A 23,650-nucleotide genomic window follows, 5' to 3' on the forward strand; every position below is an offset into this window, starting at 1 on the left:
AGCCTGCCGGGAACCGCAGCGGCTTCCGGCAGGCCCAGACGATGCGCGGTTACTTGAGTGAGGCGAGCAGGGCTTCGGCCTCGGCCCGTTCGGGGAACTTCGCGTCGTTTTCGAGCAGCTTGTGCAGGCTGGCACGGGCCGCGGCGTTGTCGCCGGCCTTGGCCTGCACCTGCGCCAGGTGCAGTTGCAGCACGGTGGCCTTGGGCGCGGCCTCGACCGCACCTTCGAGCAACTTGCGGGCCTGCGACAGGTCACCACCGTCCATCAACAGCAGCGCCAGCGTGTCCATCACCGCCGGCGACTTCGGCGCCAGCCCGGCCGCCTTGCGCGCAAGGTCCACTGCGCGCGCCTGATCCTTGCCGCGCAGCAGCATGGCGAGGTTGTTCAGCGCCAGCACGTCCTTGTCGTTGGCCTTGAGCAGCACGTCGTAGCCCTGCACGGCGGCGTCGGTGTTGCCGGCCATCACCTGCCAGTTGAGCTGCACATGGCGGGTCGCCGCATCCTGCGGGTTCTTTGCAAGCCAGCCTTCCAGCGTGGCGACACCGTCCTTCACCTTGCCGTAGGCCACCTGCGCCCGGGCCAGCGCCATGCGATGGGTGCGGCTGTCCTCCATTGCCAGGGCCTTGCCGTAGGCATCGAGGGCCGCCTCGCGGTTGTTCTGCACGGCGGCGATGTCGCCGCGCAGTGCCTGCAGGTAGCCCGCCTTGAGGCCCTGCCGCTCGGCGTCGTCGACAACCGCCAGCGCGCCGCTGACGTCACGCTGCGCCAGCAGCAGACTGACCAGGGCCGTGCGCGCGGGCTGGTGCGTCGTTTCGCGAATCAGCGCGTCGCGGTAGCGCTTCTCGGCCACCTCCGGTTTGCCGTCCTGCCGCTCGACCTGCCCCAACATGAACAGCGGCGCCGCCGATCGCTCGTCGAGCTTGGCCGCCGCCTCGTAGTGCACCCGGGCGGTCGGGAAATCCTTCTTCGCGAGCGCGAGGTCACCCGCGGCAATCTGCAGGTCAGCGCTCTTGTCGCCGCCCTCCTGCAGGGTCTTCGCCGCCTCGTCCTGCTTGCCAAGGCCGTACTGCACGCGCGCCAGTACGATGCGCAGCGACGTGTTGGACGGGTTGGCCTTTACCGCGTCGGCGAGCACCTGCACCGCCTCGTCGGGCTTTTTCTGCGCCAGCAGCAGGCCGGCCAATCGCGGGCTGATGGCGGCATTGCCCGCGGCGTGCTTAAGGCCATCGCGGTAGACCGCCACCGCGCCGTCGACATCGCCGCTGCCGGCCTTCAGCTGCCCGAGGTTGTTGGTGGCGGCGACGGAGTCGGGCTTGATGCGCAGCGCCTGCTCGAAGGCCTCCATCGCCTTCTTTGAATCGTTCTTGGCCAGATGGATGCCACCCAGCAGGTTCCACACCGTCACATCGTCCGGGTAGGACGCCTGCAGCGCCTGCGCCTGCGTGAGCGCGCGCTCGAAGTCGCGCTCGCGCATGGCGGTGATCACCAGCAAGTACTTTCCCTGGCGGGCGTCGGGATCGAGCCGCGCGGCGGCATCGATTTCTGCCTGCGCCTCGCTCTGCTGGCCACCAAGCAGCATGGCTATGCCGAGCCGCTCGCGCAGCGCCGCCGAATCAGGCTGCAGGGCCACCGCTTCCTTCAGCATCTCGATGCCTTTCGGGTCGCCGCGCGAGGCGTAGATCCGGCCGAGCAGGTCGTGCAGCACGGCGTCCTTTGGGTTGGCTGCCGCCGCCTGCTCCAGCACGGCGGTCGCGCCCTCGATGTCGTTGCGCCGCACCTTGACCCCGGCGGCGAGCCGCGCCGCGGCCGCCGAGCCCGGCGCGCGGTTGAGGTAATTGCCAAGGTAGTAATCGGCCTGCTCCAGGTGGTCCTGGGCGGCATGCACCGCACCCAGATAAAAGATCACCGGCAGGTAGTCCTGCGCCTTCGACAGCGCAAGCTCGAAGGCGGTCTGCGCGGCCACGTAGTCGCCCGCCGACAGCTTGAGGAGCCCGTCCAGGTAGGCCACGCCCGGGTGCTCGGGCGCCCACTTCTTGAGCGTATCGGCGTCCTTGCGGGCGTCATCCAGCTTCTTGAGCGACATCCGGACCATGCCGCGCTTGAGCAGTTCGGATGCCGACGCCGCCGGCCGCAGCGCGATGACGCGGCTGTAGTCGGCCTCCGCCGCGGCCATGTCACCTTTCTGGGCTGCCAGATCGGCGCGCAGAACCAACGCGTCCGCGTAGTTCGGATCGGCCTCAAGCGCGGCGGCGAGTTGCCGCTCGGCCAGCGCCTGGTCCTTGTTGCCGATCGCCAGCGCCGCCTCGCTGAACAGCACCGGCGCGGACTTCGCGTCCAGCGCGCGGGCCTGTTCCACGAGCGCGTGCGCACCGTCCTGATCGCCGCCGGCCAGGGCGCCGCGGGCCTGAAGTGCCAGGACCTCGGCACGTACCGGCGCCGGCAACGCCTCGGCGGGTTTCAGATCCGACAGCGGATCCCAGCTCTGCGTGGCGACGTAGGTGCGCGCGAGCGGCAAGGTCGCTTCAAGCAGGCCGGCGTTCAGGGCGTGGTTGAGTTCCTTCTGTGCGCCGGCAAGGTCGCCCTCCTGCAGGTAGGCCTCGCCGATCTGAAACCGCGCTTGTGCGTTGTCGGGCTCCTTCTGAAGGGCGTTCTTGAGCTCGATGAGACTGCCCTTGGCATCGCCCTTGGCGCGCAACTCAGCCGCTCGGACCAGGTGATCGGCGGCGCTGTCGCCAAAGCGACCGCAACCGGCCACCAGCGTGAGACCCAACAAGGCGCCGAGGGCAAGGCCGCGCACAGGGCCGACGGAACGGGCAACACGCATGGGAACGTCCTTTCTTTGGGGGAATGTGGCTGGGCAGGCAGGGTGAACGTCAGCGCAGATTGAGCTTGGTCATGAGCGCGTACAGCGTCGGCCGAGTCACGCCGAGCACATCGGCTACCTTGGCAATATTGCCGCCGGCGCGGGCCAAGGCTTCCGACACGACGCGCCGCTCGGCCTCATCGCGCGCTTCGCGCAGCGACAGAGTGACCTCGGCCGGAGCGCTGAGGCCAAGATCGGCCGCAGTCACGCGCTTGCCTTCGGCGAGGATGGCCGCTCGCTTGATCACGTTCTCAAGCTCGCGCACGTTGCCGGGCCAGGGCGCCTGCGCGATGGCGTCCAGAGCATCCGCGCTGAAGGCAAGCGGCTTGTGGTTGCTGGCGCAATACCGTTGCAGAAAGGCCTGCGCCAGCAGCGCCGCATCGCCCGTGCGGGCGCGCAGCGGCGGAATCTGGCAGGTGACCTCGCTCAGCCGGTAGTAAAGGTCCTCGCGGAACTCGCCGCGCGCAATCATCTCGGCAAGATTGCGGTGCGTGGCGCAGACCACCCGCACATCCACCGGTATCGTCGCCCGCCCGCCCAAGCGCTCGATGACCCGCTCCTGCAGGAACCGCAGCAGCTTACCCTGCAGGCGCAGCGGCAGGTCACCGATCTCGTCCAGAAACAGCGTGCCGCCGTTGGCATATTCGATCCGGCCGATCGTCTGCTTGATGGCACCGGTAAATGCGCCCTTTTCATAGCCGAACAGCTCGCTTTCCAGCAGGCTGTCGGGTATTGCCGCGCAGTTGATCGCCTCGAACCGCTCCGCCGCCCGCGGGCTGAGCTGATGCACCGCCCGCGCCAGCAACTCCTTGCCGGTGCCGCTCTCGCCGAGCAACAGCACGCTGGCCGCAGTCGGCGCCACCTTCTCGATCAGCCGGCAGGTCGCCGCCATCTGCTCCGAGCCGCTGATCACACCCTCCAGCGGCGAGCTGACCTGCCGCTGCAGGCGCCGGAGCTCCTCTTCCAGCGCGTGCAGGCCGTAAGCGCGATCGACGATCAGGCGCAGCACATCGGCGTCGATCGGCTTCTGATAGAAATCGTAAGCACCTGCGGCCACCGCCTGCAGCGCATGCGTGCGGTCGTCGCTACCCGTGACGACCACCACCTTGGTGGTCGGCCGGTACGCGAGTATGTCGGTCAGCGCCCGGAGCCCCTCCGACGCGTTGGTCGGGTCCGGGGGCAGCCCAAGATCGAGCGTCACAACACCGATATTGCTCGCACGCAGCGCCTCCAGCGCAGCCGGCCGATCGCCTGCCACCTCGACATCATAGTCGGCAAAGCACCATCGCAGCTGGCTTTGCAGCCCGCTGTCATCGTCGACGACCAGAAGGCGCTTAGGCAGTTGCGACATGAGGTTCCTGACCAGCAGCTCGCAGCGGGACGCCAATGCCTTGAGCCAAAAGCGGCAGTATCACGGTGACCTCCGTTCCAACCCCAGGCTCACTGGTCACCTCCAGCATTCCGCCCACGCTCTCCACATAGTCCCGCGTCTCGTGCATGCCGATGCCCATGCCGGCGTTGCCCTTGGTGGTCGCAAACGGGCGGAACAAGCGCTCGCGCATGAAGTTGTCATCCATGCCACATCCCCGGTCGCGCACTTCAAGCCGGGCGTATCCGTTGTCCAGGGTGAGCGTTGCCTGCACCGGGCCGTCGGTCGCGCTGGCCTCCTGAGCATTGTTGATCAGATTCACAAGCACCATCGACAAGCGCTCCGGGCTCGCGTTGACCCAACAGGCGCCTGGCGGCAGGCGAAGCGTCGGGACAGGCGACCGGCCGGCGCAGCTGGCCACCGCCGCGCGCAGCACCTGCGCAAGGTCGCACGCCTGCGCGCGCGGTTCGGGCGCCGGTTCAGCACGCCGCAACTGATCCAGCAATCGGTCCATCCGTTGCTTGGCGTTGTCCACGGTTTGCAGCGCGTCGTCGATAAAGGCGGGGTTGGTCTTGTGCCGCGCGGCATTGGCCGTGACCAGGCCGAGCTGCGCCGACACGTTCTTGAGGTCGTGGACCAGGTATGCGGACAGGCGGTTGAAGGCGTCGAACTGGCGACTGCTGACCAGCGCGTCCGATGCATCGGCGAGCGCAACGTAACCTGCCACCTGCCGCGCCGCCGTGCGCAGCAGATCGCGGTCTTCCCAGTTGAGATCGCGTGGCGAGCGCGGCTGAGCGAGGATCACGAAGCCCCGAAGCCCCCCGCGCTCAGTCAGCGGCAGAACCAGCCAGGGCCGCTTGATCTGCGCCCACCAACCGGGCCATTCGAGCCCCTCGTGGCCATCCGGCAGTCCTTGTACATCGTCCACCTCGACGATCCATTGCCGCTCGTCAAGCACGCGCATCAGCGGATGCCCGGCCGGAACCGGAAGCTGACCGAGGCTGCCCGCATTCCACGCGGCCGCGAGGTGATACACGTCGTGCGAGCCGATGGTCCACAACAGACCGGCGGGGCTGTCGACCAGGTCCGCCAGCGCGCGGATGGCCCGCTCACGGGGCGCTACGGTCACGCCGGCACTGTCAGCGAGCATGGCGTTGAAGCGCTGCCAAGCCTCGCGATAATCATACTTATAGCGAAAAAAATGCTTTGACAGCAGCACGTTGAGACGCGCCCTGAACTGTCCTGAGGCCAACACGCCAACCAGCAACAGCAGCGCGCAGGCGATGAACGCAGCCGCCAGTGCGCCGGCCCAATTTCCGCCGAAATGCTGGATGTAGTAGCCCGCCGCCGACACGAACAGCAAATACCCGCCCGCCGTCAGCAACGCGGTCGACTGGAACAGGAATCGTCGCGACAAGTTCATCGTCTCGAAATGCCTGCCGACCCGCGACAGACTCGTGGCGATAAGGCCTATCGCCACCGCGCAGACCACGCCACGCGCCGCCCACACGCTCGGATTCAGATTGCCGAACAGCGCCGCCTCAGAATACAGAAACAGGTCGAAGCCGAACATCGCACCCAGCCCCAACCAGGCGAACTTGAAACGCCAGCGCTCGTCAAGCCCGGCGTGCCGATAGCTGTGCTCCAGCACCACGAGCCCGAACACCGCCACGACGAGAAAGGCGAGCAGAGGCCCGACGGGTGCCACATCGGGTGCGATGATGGAAAACGCGGCAAGCACCCACAGCAGGCCACCAACGCCGAGCAGAAAGGAAATCCCGCGCCGAGAACTCCTCTCGTGCACCACGTCGCGCCACAACAGCGCAATCAGCAGTGCCTGCCACGCAACTCCTCGCGCCAGCTCGGCAACAAATGGCCACGCCGTGATTTGCAGGTCGGGCCACAACGGTGCGCCCGCGATCAACGCCGCCCACACGGCGGAAAGCCCGCAAGCCACCACTACGACCGGCTTGACCGGAACCCTGCCACGAGTGGCGAAGGCGGCCGCGCACAGCCCGGCGACTACCGCCAACGCATGACTGAACGATTCGGCTGTCACGTTTGCGCTACCCGATGCCCACGCGCGACGAAGCAGACCCCGGCGCGCCGCGCGGCCAATCGTCGCCGCTTACCGTCAACGTGCGCCGCGCGCGAACAGCACGACCCGAAGCGTGTGTAGCAGGATGAGCGCATCCAGAAAAATCGAATAATTTTTAATGTAGTAGAGATCGTACTCCAGCTTACGACGGCTATCGTGCACCGACGCCCCGTACGGGTAGCGCACCTGCGCCCAACCGGTAATCCCAGGTTTCACGCTGTGGCGCGCTGCGTAATACGGGATCTGGCGCGTCAGCTGGGACACGAACTCCGGGCGCTCCGGGCGCGGCCCGATGAAACTCATGTCGCCCAGCAAGACGCTGACGATCTGGGGTAGCTCATCGATGCGCGTCTTGCGCAAAAACTTCCCGACGGCGGTAACCCGCCGGTCGCCCTGGGTCGCCCAGCGCACACCGTCTGCTTCGGCATCGACACGCATGCTGCGCAGCTTGGTCAGCTGGAACAGCCGCCCGTGCTGGCCGACGCGAACCTGACGATAAAGAATCGGCCCGCCGTCCTGCAACACGATGGCGAGGGCACCCAGCGCCATCAGCGGCACACCGGGTATCAGCACGACGAGGCTGGCTACGATATCCACCGCCCGCTTTGCAAAACTGCCCAATCCGCTGCGCAGGAATCCTTCGTGAAACACGAGCCAGCTCGCGTTCAGCGACTCAAGACGGATCTGCCCGCCCTCGCGCTCTATGAAGCTTGATATATCGCATACCGCAACGCCGTGCAGCTTGCAGTCGAGCAACTGGTCGACGGGCAGCTTGCCGCGCCGGTCTCGGACTGCCACGATGATTTCCTGCACCCGGTACCGGCGCGCGAAGCCGAGCAACTCGCCCTCGTCAGGTATGGACCAAACGGGGCCGGCGGCGGCCATGTCAACCGCCGCCAAGGGCGACTCCGCAAGGTAACCGACCAGGTGAAACCGCTTTCCGCCGCTTGAGTTACGAATCAACTGCTCGATCTCGCGCGCGCGTGGGCCGGTTCCGAGTACCAGCACGCGGCGCCGAAAGCGCTCCGCCAACATCCAGCGAAACAGGCACAGGCGCTCGATCGCGATCAACAACAAGGCAAGCAGAATACCCGTCAGCAGCCACGGGCCGTCGGCGCGCGGCGAGATTCCCGTGGCTGCCAACAAGCCAAGCAACGCAACGCCGCCGCCAAAGGCGAGCGCCAGGCGCAAGGCCATACCGAGCATGCCTTCGAGACCGTGGTCGTCATGCAAGCCGGCGACTTGCATGGTGCCAAGGAGCACCCCAACCGGAAGTAACGCCGCGCCGTCGGACACCCCGGTCAGGATGGCGTGGCCGGTGAGCCAGGCGCGCGCAAACTCGAAGCTGCCGACCAGCGTCAGCGATTCAAGAACCAGCAACAGCAGCAAACTGCGCGGAATGTGGTGACCAAAAACTCGAAGCACCGTTGATTCCTGAATTAAGCCGTCCGCCGAATGCGCACGGACGCAAGACCCATCGGCATTCAATCAGACCAGCTTCCGCGTGGGTGCGGCACTGTACACAAGTCGCAGTCAGCCCGTCTGACCTCCTGAGCCGGACAGCCATCCGAAGATCGGCTAGGCCACGACCCCGATGGCAAACCTACGTTGCCAACGGGTAATGACGCGCGAGTGACATAGCCGCCCCAGCCTTTAGGGGCGGCCGATGCGTGACGCAAGACTTCGCGCTGCGGGAGCCGGAGCCACAATCCCGGTGGAACGCCGAATCGCGACCGAAGCGGACCAGGTTGCACCTCCCCGCGCGAAGATCAGGCCAGCTCGCACAGCAAGTCGCCCGCCCGCACCGTGTCACCCGCCTGCACCGGTACGCGCCTGACCGTCCCGGCGTGTGGCGCGGCGACGATGTTCACCATCTTCATGGCCTCAGTAGTTACCAAGCGCGCACCGGCCGCGACCGCCTCACCATCCCTCACGTGTACGGCCGCCACCTTGCCAGCCATGGGCGCGGCGATGTGGTTCGGGTTGTCCGGATCGGCGCGCTCGCGCTGCTGCTGCGTGCCAACGGCCCCGCGGTCCGGGATGACAATGTCGCGGCGGCGGCCGTTGAGTTCGAAGAACACCTGCCGCGTGCCGTCCGGTTCGAGCTCGCCGACCGCCAGCAGCTTCACGATCAGCGTCTTGCCTTCTTCGATCGTGACCACAGCCTCCTCGCCGGGCTTCAGACCGTAGAAGAAGATCGGCGTGTCGATCAAGGACACATCGCCGCAGCGGTCGATGAAGCGCGCGTAGTCGCGGAACACTGCCGGGAACATGGCCTGGGCGACCAGATCCTCCTCGCTCAGCCGGCGCGCGCCAGTCGTCTTGCGCGCGGCCTCGAAGTCGTACGGTGCCAGCAGTTCACCGGGGCGCTTCTTGAGCGGCTTGTCGCCCTTCAGCACCGCCTTTTGCAGCGCCTTCGGAAAGCCGCCGTCGGGCTGGCCCATGCGACCGGCGAGCAGATCAACGAAGGCGTCCGGGAAGGCCAGCTCGCCGGCGCGGTCGATCACGTCCTGCGGCGAAAGATCGTTCTGCACCATGAACAGCGCCATGTCGCCGACCGCCTTCGACGACGGCGTCACCTTGACGATGTCGCCCAGCATGTCGTTCACGGTGCGATAGGCGCGCTTGACCTCGGCCCACCGGTCGCCAAGGCCGAGCGAGATGGCCTGCGTGCGGAAGTTCGAGTACTGCCCGCCCGGCATCTCGTGCTCGTAGACGTCCGCCGAGCCGGCCTTGAGGCCACACTCGAACGGCGCATACGCCTCCCGCGCGACTTCCCAGTAATCGGCCAGCGCCTGCAGGCCGTGCGGGTCGATGCCGGTGGCGCGCTCGCCGCTCGCGAGCGCATAGACCAGCGCGTTGAGGGACGGCTGCGAGGTGGTGCCGGACATCGACGACAGCGCCCCGTCGACGATGTCGACGCCGGCGTCGGCCGCGGCGAGCAGCGTCGCCACCGCGTTGCCGGCGGTGTCGTGCGTGTGCAGGTGCACCGGAATCGTGAGCGCGTTTTTCAGGTCGGTGACCAGAATTCGCGCCGCGGCGGGCTTGAGCAGGCCCGCCATGTCCTTGATGGCCAGGATGTGCGCGCCGGCGGCCTCGATCTGCCGCGCGCGCTCCACGTAGTACGGCAGCGTGAACTTGGCGCGCTTGCCGTCGGTGATGTCGCCGCTGTAGCACACCGTACCCTCGGCGACCTTGCCGCAGGCGATCACCTTGTCGATGCTCGGGCGCAGGTTCTCGACCTGGTTCAGGCAGTCGAAGATGCGGAACACGTCGATGCCGTTGTGGGCGGCGAGCTCGATGAACCGCGCCACCACGTTGTCCGGGTAGTTGGCGTAGCCGACCGCGTTGCCGGCGCGCAGCAGCATCTGCAGCAGCGTGCCCGGCATGCGCGCGCGAAGACGCCGCAAACGCTCCCACGGGTCCTCGTGCAGAAAGCGGTAGGCGACGTCGAAGGTGGCGCCGCCCCACATCTCCTGCGAGAAAAAGCCGGCCGTGAGATGCGCCGTGGCGTGCGCCACGCGTTCGAGGTCGTGCGTGCGCACGCGCGTCGCGAGCAGCGACTGGTGCGCGTCGCGAAACGTGGTGTCGGTCAGCAGCACCGCGCGCTGTTGCAGTACCCAGCGCGCGAGGCCCGCCGCGCCGTGGTGCTCAAACATCGCATACGCCCGCGAGGTAGGCGCCGAGTCGTGCGTCACCGCCGGCAGCGGCGCCGGGTGCAGGGCTTTCGGGATCAGCGCGCGGTCCACCTCCGGCACGCCGTTCACGATCACGTCCCCGAGATACGTCAGCAGCTTGTTGGCGCGGTCTTGCCGCGGGCGGAAGCGGAACAGCTCCGGGTGGTTCTCGATGAACGTGGTGTCGCACTCGCCCTTCAGGAAGGTCTCGTGCTGGAGCACGTTTTCGAGGAACGGGATGTTGGTCTTGACGCCGCGGATGCGGAACTCGCGCAGCGCGCGCAGCGCCTTGGCGGCGGCCTGGTCGAAGTCGAGCGCGAAGGCCGACACCTTGATCAGCAGCGAGTCGTAGTGCGGCGAAACGATGGCGCCCTCGAAGCCCGAGCCGGCGTCGAGGCGGATGCCGAAGCCCTCGCCCGCCCGAAACGCCGTGATCTGCCCCGTGTCCGGCGCGAAGTTGTTGCCCGGATCCTCGGTGGTGATGCGTACCTGGATGGCGCAGCCATGGCGCTCGATGGCGGCCTGGTTCGGGATGCGGATGGCGTCCGAGTCCAGCCGATGGCCCTCCGCCACGCGAATCTGTGCCTGCACCAGGTCGCGGCCGGTGATCAGCTCCGTGATGGTGTGCTCCACCTGGATGCGCGGGTTCACTTCGATGAAGTAATGCCGGCCCTGGCGGTCCAACAGAAACTCGACCGTGCCGGCGTTGCTGTAATCGACCGCGCCGCAAATCCTGAGCGCATCGGCGCACAGCGCCTGCCGCTGCGCTTCGGTCAGCGTCAGCGCCGGCGCGATCTCGACCACCTTCTGGTGCCGGCGCTGCACCGAGCAGTCGCGCTCGAACAGATGCACGCGGTTGCCGTGCCGGTCGCCGAGAATCTGCACCTCGATGTGCTTCGGGCCTTCGAGGTAGCGCTCGATGAACACCTTGGCGCTGCCGAACGCCGCCGCCGCCTCGGCCTTCGAGCGCGCCAGCGCGTCGCGCAGCGCCGCCTCGTCGCGCACGATGCTCATGCCGCGCCCGCCGCCGCCCATCGCGGCCTTCACGATCAGCGGGTAGCCGCACCCGGCGGCGAACGCCATGGCCTCGTCCAGCGTCTCGATGGCGCCGTCGGTGCCGGGAATGACCGGCACGCTAGCGCGAATGGCCACCTCGCGGGCGTATACCTTGTCGCCCATGGCCTCGATGACATCGGCCGACGGACCGATGAAGGTGATGCCGGCCGCCTCGCAGGCACGCGCGAAATCGGCGTTCTCGGACAGAAAGCCGTAGCCCGGGTGGATGGCGTCCACCTCGCGATCGCGCGCGAGTTCGATGATCTCGTCGTAATCCAGATACGCCCGCACCGGCTCCTTGCCGACGCCGACCAGGTACGCCTCGTCCGCCTTGTACCGGTGCAGGTGCAGGCGGTCCTGCTCGGAATAGATCGCCACCGTGCGGATGCCAAGCTCGGTGCAGGCGCGGAACACACGGATGGCGATCTCGCCGCGGTTGGCGACCAGCAACTTGCGGAAAGGCCGGATGGAAGGCGTTTTGGTGCCGGCTTTCGGCATGAATCGGAACCTCGGATGGACCGCCCGCGGCGGGGTGATATGGCCGCACACTGGCGGACCGGGTCGGCATTGTCCGAGCAATTGCGATGCCAGCGAAAGCGTCGCCGCGACACCGCGGCGAAATACAGGCGGGGCGTTGCGCCCCGCCTGTCGCCTGGCGTTCAGGCGGCCTTCAGATCCTGCTCGACGATGGCGCCGGCGGCGAGCAGGGCATCACGGATGCGCTCCTTGGTCGCCTCGTCGCAGTGCGGCGCGAGCGGCGGCCGGCACACGCCCATCTTGAAGCCGAGCAGTTCCATCCAGTACTTGATCGGCGCCAGCGCGTAGGTGTTGCGCGTCACCAGCGGCATCATGAACACCTCGGCCAGCAGGTCGCGCATGGGGTCGAGCTCGCGGTAAATCGGCAACGCCTCGTCGAACTTGCCGGCGTTGGCCAGCTCCACCAGCTTGAAGAAGCGGTCGCGTTTGCGGCCGTACATGATCACTTCGAGCGTGCCGAAGATGCACTGCGCGCCGTGCACGATGCGGTCCCACAGATAGAACGACTCCATCGGCTCGGTGACCACGATGCGGTCGCCGCACAGCTTGCGCATGGCGATGCTGTCGGCCGGGTTGCTGACGCCGTTCTTGATGCCGACCACCATCGGCAGGTCCGCCAGGCGGTTGATGAGGCCGTGGTTCAGCACCACGCCCGCGGTCGGCGTCTGGTAGAGCACGATGGCGAGCGGGCTGTGGTCGTTCAGGTACTTGTAGTAGCCGTACAGATCGGCGTCCGAGCGCAGCTGGATCACCGGGTTGATGACCTCGATCAGGTCGTAGCCGAGCCGGTCGAGGAACTTCGCCTTCTCGATCACCGTGAACGGCGAGGGATCGAGGATCACCGAGGTCAGCATCATGCGGCCGCGGTTGGCGCTGGCGCAGATTTCCGTGTAGCGGTTCCACTCGGCCGGGGTCATGTTCCAGCCCTCGGCCATGTTGCCGCCGGTCATCAGGCCGTACAGGCCAATCTCGGCATACCTGTCGACGTTGAAGGCCAGCGCCGCTTCATCCAGGCTGAAGTCGGCCTTGAACGGCGTGGTCGGCGCGTTGGTGGAGCCCACCATGTGCTCGCGCGCCCATTGCTTGGCTTCCGTGCGGGTGTACCTGGCCATGACGATCTCCTCCGTTGTGTGATGCACCGAAGCGGGCATGGTATAGCGCTGATCGATAATCGAAGCCAGCCAAGTTGCCGCCCGCCGGGCGTGGAGAGCGATCGATGACTGATTTTTCCGCGGTGCTGCCGCAAACCTCGGCCGAGTACCACGCGCATGTGTACTTCGACCCGGACACGCGGCCGGTGGCCGCCTGGCTGCGCGAGGAGCTCGAACGCCGTTTTGCCGTGCGCATGGGCCGCTGGCGTGAGCAGCCGGTCGGCCCGCACAGCAAGCCGATGTACCAGGTGGCGTTCACGCCGGACCTGTTCGGGCAGGTGGTGCCGTTTCTGATGCTGAACCGGCATGGCCTCGACATCCTGATCCACCCCGAGTCCGGCCTCGGCCACGCCGGCGATCACGCCATCCGCAGCGCCTGGCTTGGCGACAAGCTGCCGCTCGACATCGCGTTTCTGGAGCGCATCGACGCGGGCGAGCTGCCTGCATGAGCCTCATCGAACGCAGCTGGCAGCGGCGCTGGGCCTACTGGTTGCCGCCGTTCCCGCTGCTGCTGATTCCCGCCGCGCTGTTCGGCGCCGTGGTGGCGCTGCGCCGGGGGCTGTATCGGGCCGGTCTTATGCCGCGCGCGCGCCTGCCGGTACCGGTGATCGTGGTCGGCAACATCGGCGTCGGCGGCAATGGCAAGACGCCGTTCACGCAGTGGCTGGTGGAATTGCTGCGCGATCGCGGCTACCGCCCGGCGGTGCTCAGCCGCGGCTACGGCGCCCGCAAGGGCCCGCGACCGCTGCGCGTGGATGCCTCGCTCGGCGCGGCGGATTGCGGCGACGAGCCGCTGCTGATCGCCCAGACCACCGGTGCGCCGGTGTACGTGGATGCGAAGCGCGTGCGCGCCGGCCGGCGGGCGATTGCCGACGGCGCCGACGTGCTGGTGTGCGACGACGGCCTGCAGCACTACCGCCTGCGACGGGACATCGAGATCGTGCTGGTGGACGGCGAGCGGCGCTTCGGCAACGGCCTGCCGCTGCCGGCGGGGCCGCTGCGGGAGCCGCGCTCGCGTCTCGCCGAGGCCGACTTCGTGGTCATCAAGGAAACGCTGAAGTATTCGGCGTTTCCGTCCGGGGAAGGAGGCCCCGGCGTGAATCGAGGGCGCGAGCCGTCGATTCACGGAGCGCCGCGCGGGCGTGTACCACGCGGCTGCGAGCCGAAAAATTCCAGGGAGGGAATTTTTCGGCATTGCATCGAGGGCTCAGGCGCGCCAGGCGAGACCGTGATGCGCTTTGGCAATTTTCGGCTGCGGCGCCTCGCCAACGGCGCGCTGTTCGAGCCGGCCACGTTCAGCGGGCGGCGCGTGCACGCCATCGCCGGCATTGCCGCGCCAAGTGGTTTTTTCGAACAACTGCGCGGGCTCGGCATGACGGTGATCGAACACCCGCACCCGGACCACGCGCAATTGCGCGAGCAGATGCTCGATTTTGGCGACGATCTGCCGGTCGTGATGACCGGAAAGGATGCCGTAAAATGCCGGCCGTTCGCGCATTCACGCTGCTTTGTGCTGGATTTCGACGTCCAGCTCGACGACGCCTTCGCCGCCCGCCTGCTGGAGAAACTCGGGCATGGACAAGAAACTGCTCGACATCCTGGTGTGCCCGCTGTGCAAGGGTCCGCTCGTGTTTGACGCCAAGGCCGGGGAACTCATCTGCCGCGTGGACCGGCTCGCCTTCCCCATCGTCGACGACATCCCGGTGATGCTGATCGACGAGGCGCGGCAGATTCCGGCCGACGTCGACCTGTGACGGCGGCGCCCGACTACACGGTCATCATCCCGGCGCGCTACGGCGCGAGCCGCCTGCCGGGCAAGCCGCTCGCCGATCTTGCCGGCAAGCCCATCGTGCAGTGGGTGCACGAGCGCGCGCTCGCCAGCGGCGCCGCGCGGGTGGTGATCGCCACCGACGATGCGCGTATCGAGACCGCCGCCCGCGCCTTCGGCGCCGAGGTGGTGATGACCTCGCCCGAGCACCGCAGCGGCACCGACCGCATCGCCGAGGCCGCCCGCCGGCTCGGCCTGCCGGACGAGGCGCTGGTGGTCAACGTGCAGGGCGATGAGCCCCTGCTGCCGCCGCCGCTGATCCGCCAGGTGGCGGCCGATCTGGCCGCCCATCCGGCCGCCGACATGGCGACCCTGAGCCAGCGCATCGTGACGCTGTCGGATCTTGCGAGCCCGCACGTGGTGAAGGTGGTGTGCGACCGCGACGGCTACGCGCTCTACTTCAGCCGGTCCTTGGTGCCACACCCGCGCGACGGCATGCCGGAAGCCGAGCACCTGGCCGACGCCAAGCCCGGCTGGCAGCGGCACATCGGCATCTATGCGTACCGGGTCGGCTTTTTGCGCGCCTTCGTGCACTGGCCGCCAGCCGGCATCGAGACCACCGAGATGCTGGAGCAACTTCGCGCGCTGTGGAACGGCGCCACCGTCCACGTGGCCGAGGCCTGCGCGCCGGCGCCGGTGGGCGTGGACACGCCGGAGGATCTGGAGCGCCTGCGCGAGGCCGTCGGCCGGCCCTAGGCCAACGTCGCCGCGGCGCCGGTTACAGGTGGTACACGTCCACGTAGCCGAGCACCACGTCGTTCAGCAGCACCACCTTCTTGGCGCGAATCTTGAAACCGCCCCCGCTGCGCACCAGCGTGTGCTCGTAATAGCCGCCGTAGAAGAACTGCTCCTTGTTGCGGTAGCACTGCGTCAGCCAGTTGGAGGCCGCGACCACGGTGTCGGCGGTCTCGTCGACGATCCGCACGTTGCTCACCATGTGATTGGTGCGCGGCAGCGGGTAAGACGCCGGCGACTCGCCGCTGGTGAAGCGCCAGATGCGGTGCTCCAGTTCCTTGCGGCTGCTCATGTAGACGATAGAGACCTCGGCCTCGGGGTCCTGCGTGAGCGTGGCCTCGTCCGCCCAGGACGGTGCCCAGTACACCATGTCCTCGGTGAACATCTGCAGCCAGTCAGACCAGCGGCGCTGATCCACCAGGGCGGCTTCCTCGAAGATGAAACGTTCCACATCCACTTGCAGCGGGGTCTTGTCGGGCATGGCGGGTCTCGGGGATTGAGTGCGGCAGCGGGCTGGACGGTGGCGGCGGAGCCCTAACCGCCCCGCCCCATCGCCATCTCGCGCGCCTGCCCGGCCTGCATCAACTGCACCCAGTTCTGGTACACGCGCACGGCGCCGCCCTCGTAACCCATGTGTCCGCCGCACTGCGCGTCCGCGATGCCGACCGCCGCGGCGGACGCGTTCGGCCCGGCAAACTCGGTGTGGAGGCCGAACGAGGCGTCGCTCCATCGGGCCGACGCGGCGCCAGCGCCCACCTGGCACTGCTCGAATTCGTGGTTGTCGTCCGGGCCGCCGAGGCCCGCGATAGAGAAGAAATCCATGAACTGGCGCATGCGCTTCACGCGCAGATGCCGCGGCTCGCCCTTGGGCGCGAGGCACCAGTAGCTGACCTCGGTGCGGTCCACGGCAATCGGCCGCACGTAGCGGATCAGCGACGCCAGCTGGTCCATGATGAACAGGTTCGGGTAGATGCAGGTCTGGCGCACCTTGGAGGTCATCCAGCGCGCGCGGTCCTTGCCGTAGCGTTGCTCGAACTCGGCGTGGCGCGCGTAGGCCGGGCGGTCTTCCGGGTTCGGCAGGTCGGACTGGATCAGCGTGTGGCCGTTTTGCATGGCGTACACGTAGCTCTCGGTTTCCGCGTTGTTGAGCTCGTCGATGCGCACCATCTTGGCGGCGTTGGTCTGGCCGCGGCGCAGCTCCTCGTCGCGCATCTGCACCACGCGGATCAGCGTCTTGTGCACTGTCGCCAGGTGCAGGCCGTCGCCGCCGCCGTTCTCGATCAGCAGCTTCCAGTTGCCGCGGTAGACGCAGGTGTTGGTGCCGCGCACCACCTCGAAGCCGTCCTCGGACTGGTCGGTCAGCATGTCGATGACCTCGGTGAGGTCACCCATGTGCTCGCGCAGCGGCGGCACGTCCGGATTGAGGCTGCCGAAGACGAAACCGCCGTAGCTCTCCACCCGCGCCGCCGTGAGGTTATGGCGGCCGGGATCGAAGCCCGCCGGGTAGCCCTCCTCGCGCCGCGGCATGTACTGGAGCCGGCCGTCGAGATCGAAGCACCAGTCGTGGTACGGGCAGGCAAAGCCGTTCGGCTTGGAGCCGGTCTGCGTGCGGCACAGCGTGCTGCCCTTGTGCGTACACGCGTTCAGAAACGCGTTGACCTTGCCGGCGTTGTTGCGAATCACCACCACCGGCTGGCGGCCCATGGTGGTGGTGAAGAAATCGCCCGGGTTCGGGATCTGGCTGTCGTGGCACAGGTAGATCCAGTTCGCCTCGAAGATGTAGCGCATCTCCATGTCGAAGATTTCCGGGCTGATGAGGGCCTGGCGCTTGATCCTGGCCGTACCCAGCTCTGGCTGGTGCTCGACGAACGAGGCGAAATCGATGGGGCCGGCGTCGCCGGGCGTGAGTACCTCGACTTTCATGGGCTCTCTCCTCGGGTTCGAATCGGTTTGTTATGGAGACAATCTCCCGGCGCTAGCGCATCACGAACGGGTCCGGCTGCTCGGCGGCGGTGCTCAGCCACACGGTCTTGGTCTGCGTGTAGGCACTCAGCGCCTCGGCGCCGTTCTCGCGGCCGATGCCGCTCGCCTTGTAACCGCCGAACGGCGCTAGATACGACACGGCGCGATACGTGTTGACCCACACCGTGCCGGCGGCGAGCGCGTCCGACATCTCAAGCGCCCGGCGCAGGTTTTGCGTCCACACGCCGGCGGCGAGGCCGTAGTCGCTGTCGTTGGCGATGCGCACGGCATCCGCCTGATCCGTGAAGCGCAGGATCGACATCACCGGGCCGAACACTTCCTCGCGCGCGATGCGCATGTCGTTGCGCACGCCTGCAAAGATGGTCGGCTGCACGAACAGGCCCTTGCCGCCGGCCGGGTGCGGCGCCGGGCCGCCGCCGAGCACGCAGCGCGCGCCCTCGGCCCTGGCAATGTCGATATAGGCGAGGATTTTTTCGTACTGCGGGCGGGTGGTGACTGGCCCGACCTGCGTGCCCGCATCCGCCGGATCGCCGAGCCGCGCGCGTCCGGCAAACTCGACCAGCCGTTCCACGAACTCGTCGTGGATGCTGTCTTCCACCAGCACGCGCGAGCCGGCAAGACACGTCTGCCCGGTGGCGGCGAAGATGCCGGCGATCACGCCCTTGACCGCCTGATCGAGGTCCGCGTCCGCGAACACGATGTTGGGCGACTTGCCGCCAAGCTCCAGCGTGGCCGGGATCAGGCGCTCCGCGGCGGCCTTGTACACGCCGCGCCCACCGGCCTCGCCGCCGGTAAACGCCACCTTGGCGACCTTTGGGTGCGCCACCAGCGGTGCGCCGACCTCGCCGCCGAAGCCCGTCACCACGTTGAACACGCCGGGCGGGAAGCCGACCTCGTCGACGAGGCGCGCCAGCTCGATGCTGGACGCCGACGTGAACTCGGACGGCTTAAGCACCACCGTGTTGCCGGCGGCGAGTGCCGGCGCGAGCTTCCACGTAGCCAGCATCAGCGGCGAGTTCCACGGCGTAATCGCCGCGATCACGCCGAGCGGTTCCGGGCGTGTGTAGACCGTGACGTCCGGCTTGTCGATGGGGATGACGCGGCCTTCGAGGTTCTCGGCGAGCCCCGCGTAATAGCGGAACCAGGACGGCAGATAGCGCGTCTGCCCGCCGGTTTCGGCGATCAGCTTGCCGTTGTCGCGGGTTTCGATCTGCGCGAGGTCGCCGGCCGATTTCTCCAGCCGATCGGCCAGCGCCCGCAGCAGACCCGCCCGGTACGCCGGCTTGCTTCGGCCCCAGCCGGATTCGAACGCCCGCTGCGCCGCCGCCACTGCGGCCTCGACATCGGCCGCGTTGCCGCGGGCGATCTGCGCCCACGGCTCCAGCGTGTAGGGGTTCTCGGTGTCGAACCACGCGCCGCTGGCGGGTTCGACGAACGCGCCGCCGATGTAGAGGGGATAACGCTGCATGGCTGGCTCCGAACAGGGGAAGCTGGGCGCCCTCTCCCCCAGCCCCTCTCCCGCAGGCGGGAGAGGGGAGCGCAGGCGCGCGGGTGAGGGTGGACTTGCGCCAGCCTTACTTGACGCGCGCCGTCATCGCCTCGCCGGGCGGCGCGGCGTTCAGGCCGGCCTCGCCGACCACCTCGAAGGCGCCGCTGTCGATGGCCTTTTTCTGGCCCCAGGACCAGTGGATGTGCACGCCGTTGTTTCGGTCGTAGCGGTTCTGGATGATGCTGGCGAGCGAGTGGCAACGCACGGCGAGCTCGATCGAGTCGTCGGTTTCCGGGTACAGCTCGTGCGCCACGCCAGGCGGCGAGCAGTCCACGTCGCCCGGCCCCATCAGCACCTCGTCGATCTTGCGGATGCGCGTCTTGCCGGTGGCCGGATCGGTGCCGTCCTGCGTCCAGTGCACCAGGCGCAGCTTGCCGGCCACCTGCACGTTGATGGCCCAGCAGTTGCCGTGGTCGTGCGGCTCGCGGTAGCCGATCTTGGCCGAGTGCACGCCCATGATGCCCAGACCCGGGTCCTTCATGCTGCCGTACAGGTCGGGGTTGTCGGAGGTGGCGTCCTGGAAGTACTTCAGCACTTCGGGCTTGGCGACGGCGTTGCGCATCACGTCGGCCAGCGCTTCCATCACGCCGGGACGGTGCGCGTCGTCACCGGCGATGCGCAGCATCTCGTCGAGCATGGCCTGCACGGCTGGCGGCTGCGTGTTGGCGGGTGCGTTCATGGGCGCTTCTCCTGGGGTCGGGTAGTCGGAACGGGGTCTGCAAGACCACGTCCGAACGATACCACTCCGGCCCAGGGTCAGCCCCGGGCCACGGCCCGCGGGTTAGCATGTTTGGCCCGCGCGGACCACCGCGCGCCGACACCGAGATCGCCCCATGGACGACCAGACCCGCACCGAACTCGAAGCCGCCGCCTTTCGTACGCTGGTGGCGCACCTTCGCGAGCGCACGGACGTGCAGAACATCGACCTCATGAATCTGGCCGGCTTCTGCCGCAACTGCCTGTCGAAGTGGTACACCGCCGCCGGCAAGGAACGCGGCCTCGACCTCGACTACGAGGCCGTACGCGAGTCCATCTACGGCATGCCCTATGCCGAGTGGAAGGACAAGTTCCAGAAATAAGCCCCCTTCGATTGCCGCCGGCCCCCACCCGGCCTTCCAAGTGAAGGCTGAAATTCCAGCTCGCTCCGTCGCGGTACACGCCCGCGACGGACTCCCTGCATCAAGGGCTGCTCCCTTGATGCACGTCAGGGCATCCTGCCCTGGACGGCAAGCGCCGAATAATTCAGCGCTTCCCTAAAAAGGCCACCCGTGACCGACGCCACCACCCTGCCCGCCGCCGTTCAGACGCTGCCGGCGCCGCTGCGCGAGACCACCGCGCACGTGCTGACCGATCTGCTGAAAAACCCCGATCTCGGTGCGCTCGCCACGCGCGGTGGCTGGCTCGCAAGCGCGCCGCGCGTGCTGGCGTGCAGCGAATTCGTGGCCGATGTGTGCCGCACCCGACCGGAGCTTCTGGCCGAGCTGATCGACAGCGGCCGCCTGGAGACGACCGCCGATGGCCCGGCCATCGTTGCCGCCGTGCGCGCAGACCTGGCCCACCTGGCTAACCAGGCCGACGAAGCCGCGCTGCGGCACCGGCTGCGCACGCTGCGCCAGCGCGAGATGCTGCGCATCGCCTGGCGGGATCTGGCCGGCTGGGCGGATCTCGACGAGACGCTCACGGCGCTGTCGGCGCTCGCGGACGCGCTCATCGACGGCGCGCTCGGCTGGCTGCACCGGGCGCTCGCCGAGCAGCACGGCCAGCCGCGGGCGGTCGATGGCGCGCCGGTCGAGCTCGTGGTGCTCGGCATGGGCAAGCTCGGCGGGCAGGAACTCAACTTCTCGTCCGACATCGATCTCATCTTCGGCTTCGCGTCGGCCGGCGCGTGCGACGGCCCGCGCGGGCTCGACAACGAGGAGTTCTTCGTGCGCCTGGCGCGGCGGCTGATCGGCGCGCTCGACGAGTTCGACGCCGACGGGCGCGTGTTCCGGGTGGACGTGCGCCTGCGCCCGTTCGGCACCAGCGGGCCGCTGGCGCTGTCGTTCAACGCGTTGGAGGACTACTACCAGAACCACGGCCGCGACTGGGAACGCTACGCGCTGATCAAGGCGCGGCCGGTGGCCGGCGACATCGCCGCCGGCGAACGATTGCTCAAGGATCTGCGCCCGTTCGTGTTCCGCCGCTATCTCGACTTCGGCGCCATCGAGGCGCTGCGCGGCATGAAGGCGCTGATCGTCGACCAGGTGCGCCGCGAGGGGCTGGGCGACCATGTCAAGCTCGGCGCCGGCGGCATCCGCGAGATCGAGTTCATCGGCCAGGTGCACCAGCTCATCCGCGGCGGGCGCGAGCCGGACCTGCGCTGCCGCGGCATCCGCGACGTGCTGCGCCTGCTCGGCGAGCGCGATCAGTTGCCGGCGGCCGCCGTCGACGAACTGCTGGCCGGCTACGACTTCCTGCGGCGCTTCGAGAACCGCCTGCAGATGCTGCGCGATGAGCAGACCCACCAGGTGCCGACCGACGCCACCGACCGGGCGCGCATCGCGCTCGGCATGGGTTTCGCCGATTGGGACGCCTGCGCGGCGGCGCTCGACGCCTGCCGGGCGCGCGTGCACGCGCATTTCCGGGCGCTGCTCGGCGACGGCCAGGAGGCGCCACCGGAACAGCCGCTGTGGCCGGATCGGCTCGACGCGCCCGGCGCCGCGGCGGAGCTGGCGGCGCTCGGCTACGGCGAGCCGGCGCAGATGCTGGCGCACCTGACCGCGCTGCGCGACGGGCGCGCGTGTCGCGTGGCGTCGGCCACCGCGCGCCAGCGCCTCACCACGCTGCTGCCCGGCCTGCTGCGCGCCGCCGCCGGCACCACCGCGCCGGAGCAGACGCTCGGCCGCTTGTGCACGCTGCTGGAGGCGGTCGCCACGCGCTCGGTGTACCTCGCCATGCTGGTGGAGCACCCGCCCGCGCAGGAACACCTGGCGCGCCTGATGGGCGCCAGTGCCTGGATCGCCGACTGGATCACCACGCATCCGGTGGTGCTGGACGAGCTGCTCGACGCGCGCACGCTGTACCAGCCGCAGCACGCGCCGGACATCGAGCGCGCGCTCGACCAGGCCCTGTCGGGCGTGCCGGCGGACGATCTTGAAACCGCCATGAATGCGCTGCGCGAGCACCGCCACGCGGCGGCGCTGCACGTGGCGGCGGCCGAAATCGGCGACCTGCTCGACCCGGCCGAGCCACCGCAGGCGCTGACGGAACTCGCCGAAGTGCTGCTGCGCCGGGCGCTCACGCTGGCGCGCGCGCAGATCGAACACCGCCATGGCCGCCCGCGCACGGCCGCCGACCCCGCCCGCGAGGCGCCGCTGCTGGTCATCGGCTACGGGCGTCTGGGCGGCGCGGAACTCGGCTACGAGTCGGACCTCGATCTGGTGTTCCTGCACGACGGCGCCGGCGGCGAGAGCGACGGCGCCGCGCCGCTCGCCAACGAAACCTGGTTCGCGCGCGCCGTGCAGCGCCTGACGCACATCCTAACCACGCGCACCCCGGCCGGGCGGCTGTACGAGATCGATGTGCGCCTGCGCCCGTCCGGCAACGCCGGGCCGCTGGTGACCACGCTCGCCGGTTTCGAGAGCTACCAGCTCGGCGAGGCCTGGACCTGGGAGCACCAGGCGCTGGTGCGCGCGCGGCCGGTGGCCGGCGATACCGCGCTCGCGGCGGCATTCGAGGCGGTGCGCGCGCGCGTGCTGTGCCGCCCGCGCGACGCGGACACGCTGCGGCGCGAGGTCAGCGACATGCGCACCCGCATCCGGCAGGAAAAACCGCCGCCGGCCGAGGGCTTCGACCTCAAGCTCAGCCCCGGCGGACGGGTCGACGTGGAGTTCATCGCCCAGTACCTGGTGCTGGCGCACGCCCACGCCCGACCCGAGATCGCCGTGCCGCGCGGCACGGCGGACCTGCTGCGCCTGGCCGAAACGCTCGGCCTGCTCGGCACGCACGAGGGCGACCGGCTGGCCGACGCTTTCGTCGGCCTCTGCGCGCTGGAGCGCCGGCAGACGCTGCAGGGCCTCGGCACCGTGGTCGATGTCGCCGCCACCGCGGCGTGGACGTACACCATCACGCAGGCCTGGCACGCGCTGTTCGGACCCACCCACTGACCGGCAGCCACCACGGGAGGCGCCATGAACCTCTACGACCGCTACCTGATGCCGCTGCTGATCGACGCCTGCTGCGGTCTGCCGGCCATTGCCGAACAGCGCGCGCAGTTGCTCCCGCTCGCGCAGGGCAAGGTGCTCGAAATCGGCATCGGCACCGGCCGCAATCTGTCTTTTTACGATCGCTCCCGCGTACGCTCGCTGCACGGCCTGGACCCGGCCGCGCAGATGCACCGCAAGGCCCGTCGTCGGGCCCGTATGGCTGGCCTTGACGTTGAGCTGCTGCCCCTATCCGCGGAGCGCATTCCGGCGCCGGACGCGAGTTTCGACACCGTGGTCTGCACCTTTACCCTGTGCACCATCCCGGACCCGCTGGCGGCGCTCGCGCAGATGCGCCGCGTGCTCAAGCCGACCGGCCAGCTGCTGGTGTGCGAACACGGCCGCGCGCCCGAGCCGCGCCTCGCCCGCTGGCAGGATCGGCTGACGCCCTGGTGGAAGCCCCTGGCGGGAGGCTGCCACCTGAATCGCGATGTGGCCGCCATGCTGCACGACGGCGGCTTTCGCGCCACCGAACTCGTCACCGAGTACCTGCCCGGCCCCAGGGCGTTGACGTACGTCACGCGCGGCGTGGCCGTGGCCGCCTGAGACGACTGCGCCAGCGC

General features: G+C 68.5%; 17 protein-coding genes. 7 read left to right on the top strand and 10 right to left on the bottom strand.

Annotated features, from left to right (window positions below; genetic code table 11):
- Positions 1 to 49: 49 nt before the first annotated feature.
- The 6 genes from prsT to AB7F93_RS00770 all read right to left on the bottom strand — a co-directional run bounded on the left by prsT (position 50) and on the right by AB7F93_RS00770 (position 12,712).
- Positions 50 to 2,824 carry an XrtA/PEP-CTERM system TPR-repeat protein PrsT gene (prsT, locus tag AB7F93_RS00745; protein WP_428300957.1) on the bottom strand — a complete coding sequence of 925 codons (2,775 nt, stop codon included), beginning with the start codon at positions 2,822 to 2,824 and terminating at the stop codon, positions 50 to 52.
- A gap of 49 nt (positions 2,825 to 2,873) precedes the next feature.
- Positions 2,874 to 4,214, bottom strand: coding sequence for a PEP-CTERM-box response regulator transcription factor (prsR, locus tag AB7F93_RS00750; RefSeq protein ID WP_428300958.1), 1,341 nt, complete (start codon positions 4,212 to 4,214; stop codon positions 2,874 to 2,876).
- Positions 4,198 to 6,291, bottom strand: coding sequence for an XrtA/PEP-CTERM system histidine kinase PrsK (gene prsK, locus AB7F93_RS00755; protein WP_428300959.1), 2,094 nt, complete (start codon positions 6,289 to 6,291; stop codon positions 4,198 to 4,200). Before prsK ends, prsR begins: the two co-directional genes overlap by 17 nt.
- A 75-nt stretch (positions 6,292 to 6,366) precedes the next feature.
- Positions 6,367 to 7,719, bottom strand: coding sequence for a TIGR03013 family XrtA/PEP-CTERM system glycosyltransferase (locus AB7F93_RS00760; protein WP_428300960.1), 1,353 nt, complete (start codon positions 7,717 to 7,719; stop codon positions 6,367 to 6,369).
- 380 nt (positions 7,720 to 8,099) lie between these two features.
- A complete protein-coding gene (locus AB7F93_RS00765; protein ID WP_428300961.1) occupies positions 8,100 to 11,561 on the bottom strand; it encodes a pyruvate carboxylase in 3,462 nt (1,153 codons plus the stop codon).
- A gap of 161 nt (positions 11,562 to 11,722) precedes the next feature.
- Positions 11,723 to 12,712 carry a dihydrodipicolinate synthase family protein gene (locus AB7F93_RS00770; protein ID WP_428300962.1) on the bottom strand — a complete coding sequence of 330 codons (990 nt, stop codon included), beginning with the start codon at positions 12,710 to 12,712 and terminating at the stop codon, positions 11,723 to 11,725.
- Positions 12,713 to 12,816: 104 nt separating this feature from the next.
- Here AB7F93_RS00770 and AB7F93_RS00775 point away from each other — a divergent pair, with 104 nt between their 5' ends.
- The 4 genes from AB7F93_RS00775 to kdsB are packed head-to-tail and all read left to right on the top strand — an operon-like array spanning position 12,817 to position 15,275.
- Positions 12,817 to 13,200, top strand: coding sequence for a DOPA 4,5-dioxygenase family protein (locus AB7F93_RS00775; protein ID WP_428300963.1), 384 nt, complete (start codon positions 12,817 to 12,819; stop codon positions 13,198 to 13,200).
- A complete protein-coding gene (gene lpxK / locus AB7F93_RS00780) occupies positions 13,197 to 14,387 on the top strand; it encodes a tetraacyldisaccharide 4'-kinase (protein ID WP_428300964.1) in 1,191 nt (396 codons plus the stop codon). The genes AB7F93_RS00775 and lpxK overlap by 4 nt, the downstream gene beginning before the upstream one ends.
- Positions 14,326 to 14,505 (top strand): Trm112 family protein, encoded by a 180-nt coding sequence (locus AB7F93_RS00785; RefSeq protein WP_428300965.1) that lies wholly within the window; start codon positions 14,326 to 14,328, stop codon positions 14,503 to 14,505. Before lpxK ends, AB7F93_RS00785 begins: the two co-directional genes overlap by 62 nt.
- Positions 14,502 to 15,275, top strand: coding sequence for a 3-deoxy-manno-octulosonate cytidylyltransferase (kdsB, locus tag AB7F93_RS00790; RefSeq protein ID WP_428300966.1), 774 nt, complete (start codon positions 14,502 to 14,504; stop codon positions 15,273 to 15,275). Before AB7F93_RS00785 ends, kdsB begins: the two co-directional genes overlap by 4 nt.
- 22 nt (positions 15,276 to 15,297) lie before the next feature.
- On the opposite strand, the gene AB7F93_RS00795 is transcribed toward kdsB, so the two are convergent.
- From AB7F93_RS00795 to AB7F93_RS00810, 4 genes are all read right to left on the bottom strand, one after another.
- Positions 15,298 to 15,795: an aromatic-ring-hydroxylating dioxygenase subunit beta gene (locus AB7F93_RS00795; protein WP_428300967.1), complete on the bottom strand. Its 498-nt coding sequence runs from the start codon at positions 15,793 to 15,795 to the stop codon at positions 15,298 to 15,300.
- 53 nt (positions 15,796 to 15,848) lie between these two features.
- The gene (locus AB7F93_RS00800; protein ID WP_428300968.1) at positions 15,849 to 17,237 is read right to left on the bottom strand and encodes an aromatic ring-hydroxylating oxygenase subunit alpha; all 1,389 of its coding nucleotides are present in this window, start codon (positions 17,235 to 17,237) and stop codon (positions 15,849 to 15,851) included.
- Between the two features lie 52 nt (positions 17,238 to 17,289).
- A complete protein-coding gene (locus AB7F93_RS00805; RefSeq protein WP_428300969.1) occupies positions 17,290 to 18,765 on the bottom strand; it encodes an aldehyde dehydrogenase in 1,476 nt (491 codons plus the stop codon).
- A gap of 106 nt (positions 18,766 to 18,871) precedes the next feature.
- Positions 18,872 to 19,525: a hypothetical protein gene (locus AB7F93_RS00810; RefSeq protein WP_428300970.1), complete on the bottom strand. Its 654-nt coding sequence runs from the start codon at positions 19,523 to 19,525 to the stop codon at positions 18,872 to 18,874.
- 154 nt (positions 19,526 to 19,679) lie between these two features.
- Here AB7F93_RS00810 and AB7F93_RS00815 point away from each other — a divergent pair, with 154 nt between their 5' ends.
- From AB7F93_RS00815 to AB7F93_RS00825, 3 genes are all read left to right on the top strand, one after another.
- Complete coding sequence (locus AB7F93_RS00815) at positions 19,680 to 19,925, top strand: DUF1244 domain-containing protein (RefSeq protein WP_428300971.1); 246 nt, start codon at positions 19,680 to 19,682, stop codon at positions 19,923 to 19,925.
- Between the two features lie 189 nt (positions 19,926 to 20,114).
- Positions 20,115 to 22,991, top strand: coding sequence for a bifunctional [glutamate--ammonia ligase]-adenylyl-L-tyrosine phosphorylase/[glutamate--ammonia-ligase] adenylyltransferase (glnE, locus tag AB7F93_RS00820; protein ID WP_428300972.1), 2,877 nt, complete (start codon positions 20,115 to 20,117; stop codon positions 22,989 to 22,991).
- Positions 22,992 to 23,015: 24 nt separating this feature from the next.
- A complete protein-coding gene (locus AB7F93_RS00825; RefSeq protein ID WP_428300973.1) occupies positions 23,016 to 23,633 on the top strand; it encodes a class I SAM-dependent methyltransferase in 618 nt (205 codons plus the stop codon).
- Positions 23,634 to 23,650 lie beyond the last annotated feature (17 nt).

The organism is Immundisolibacter sp. (assembly GCF_050250495.1).
In the GTDB taxonomy this organism is placed as follows: domain Bacteria; phylum Pseudomonadota; class Gammaproteobacteria; order Immundisolibacterales; family Immundisolibacteraceae; genus Immundisolibacter.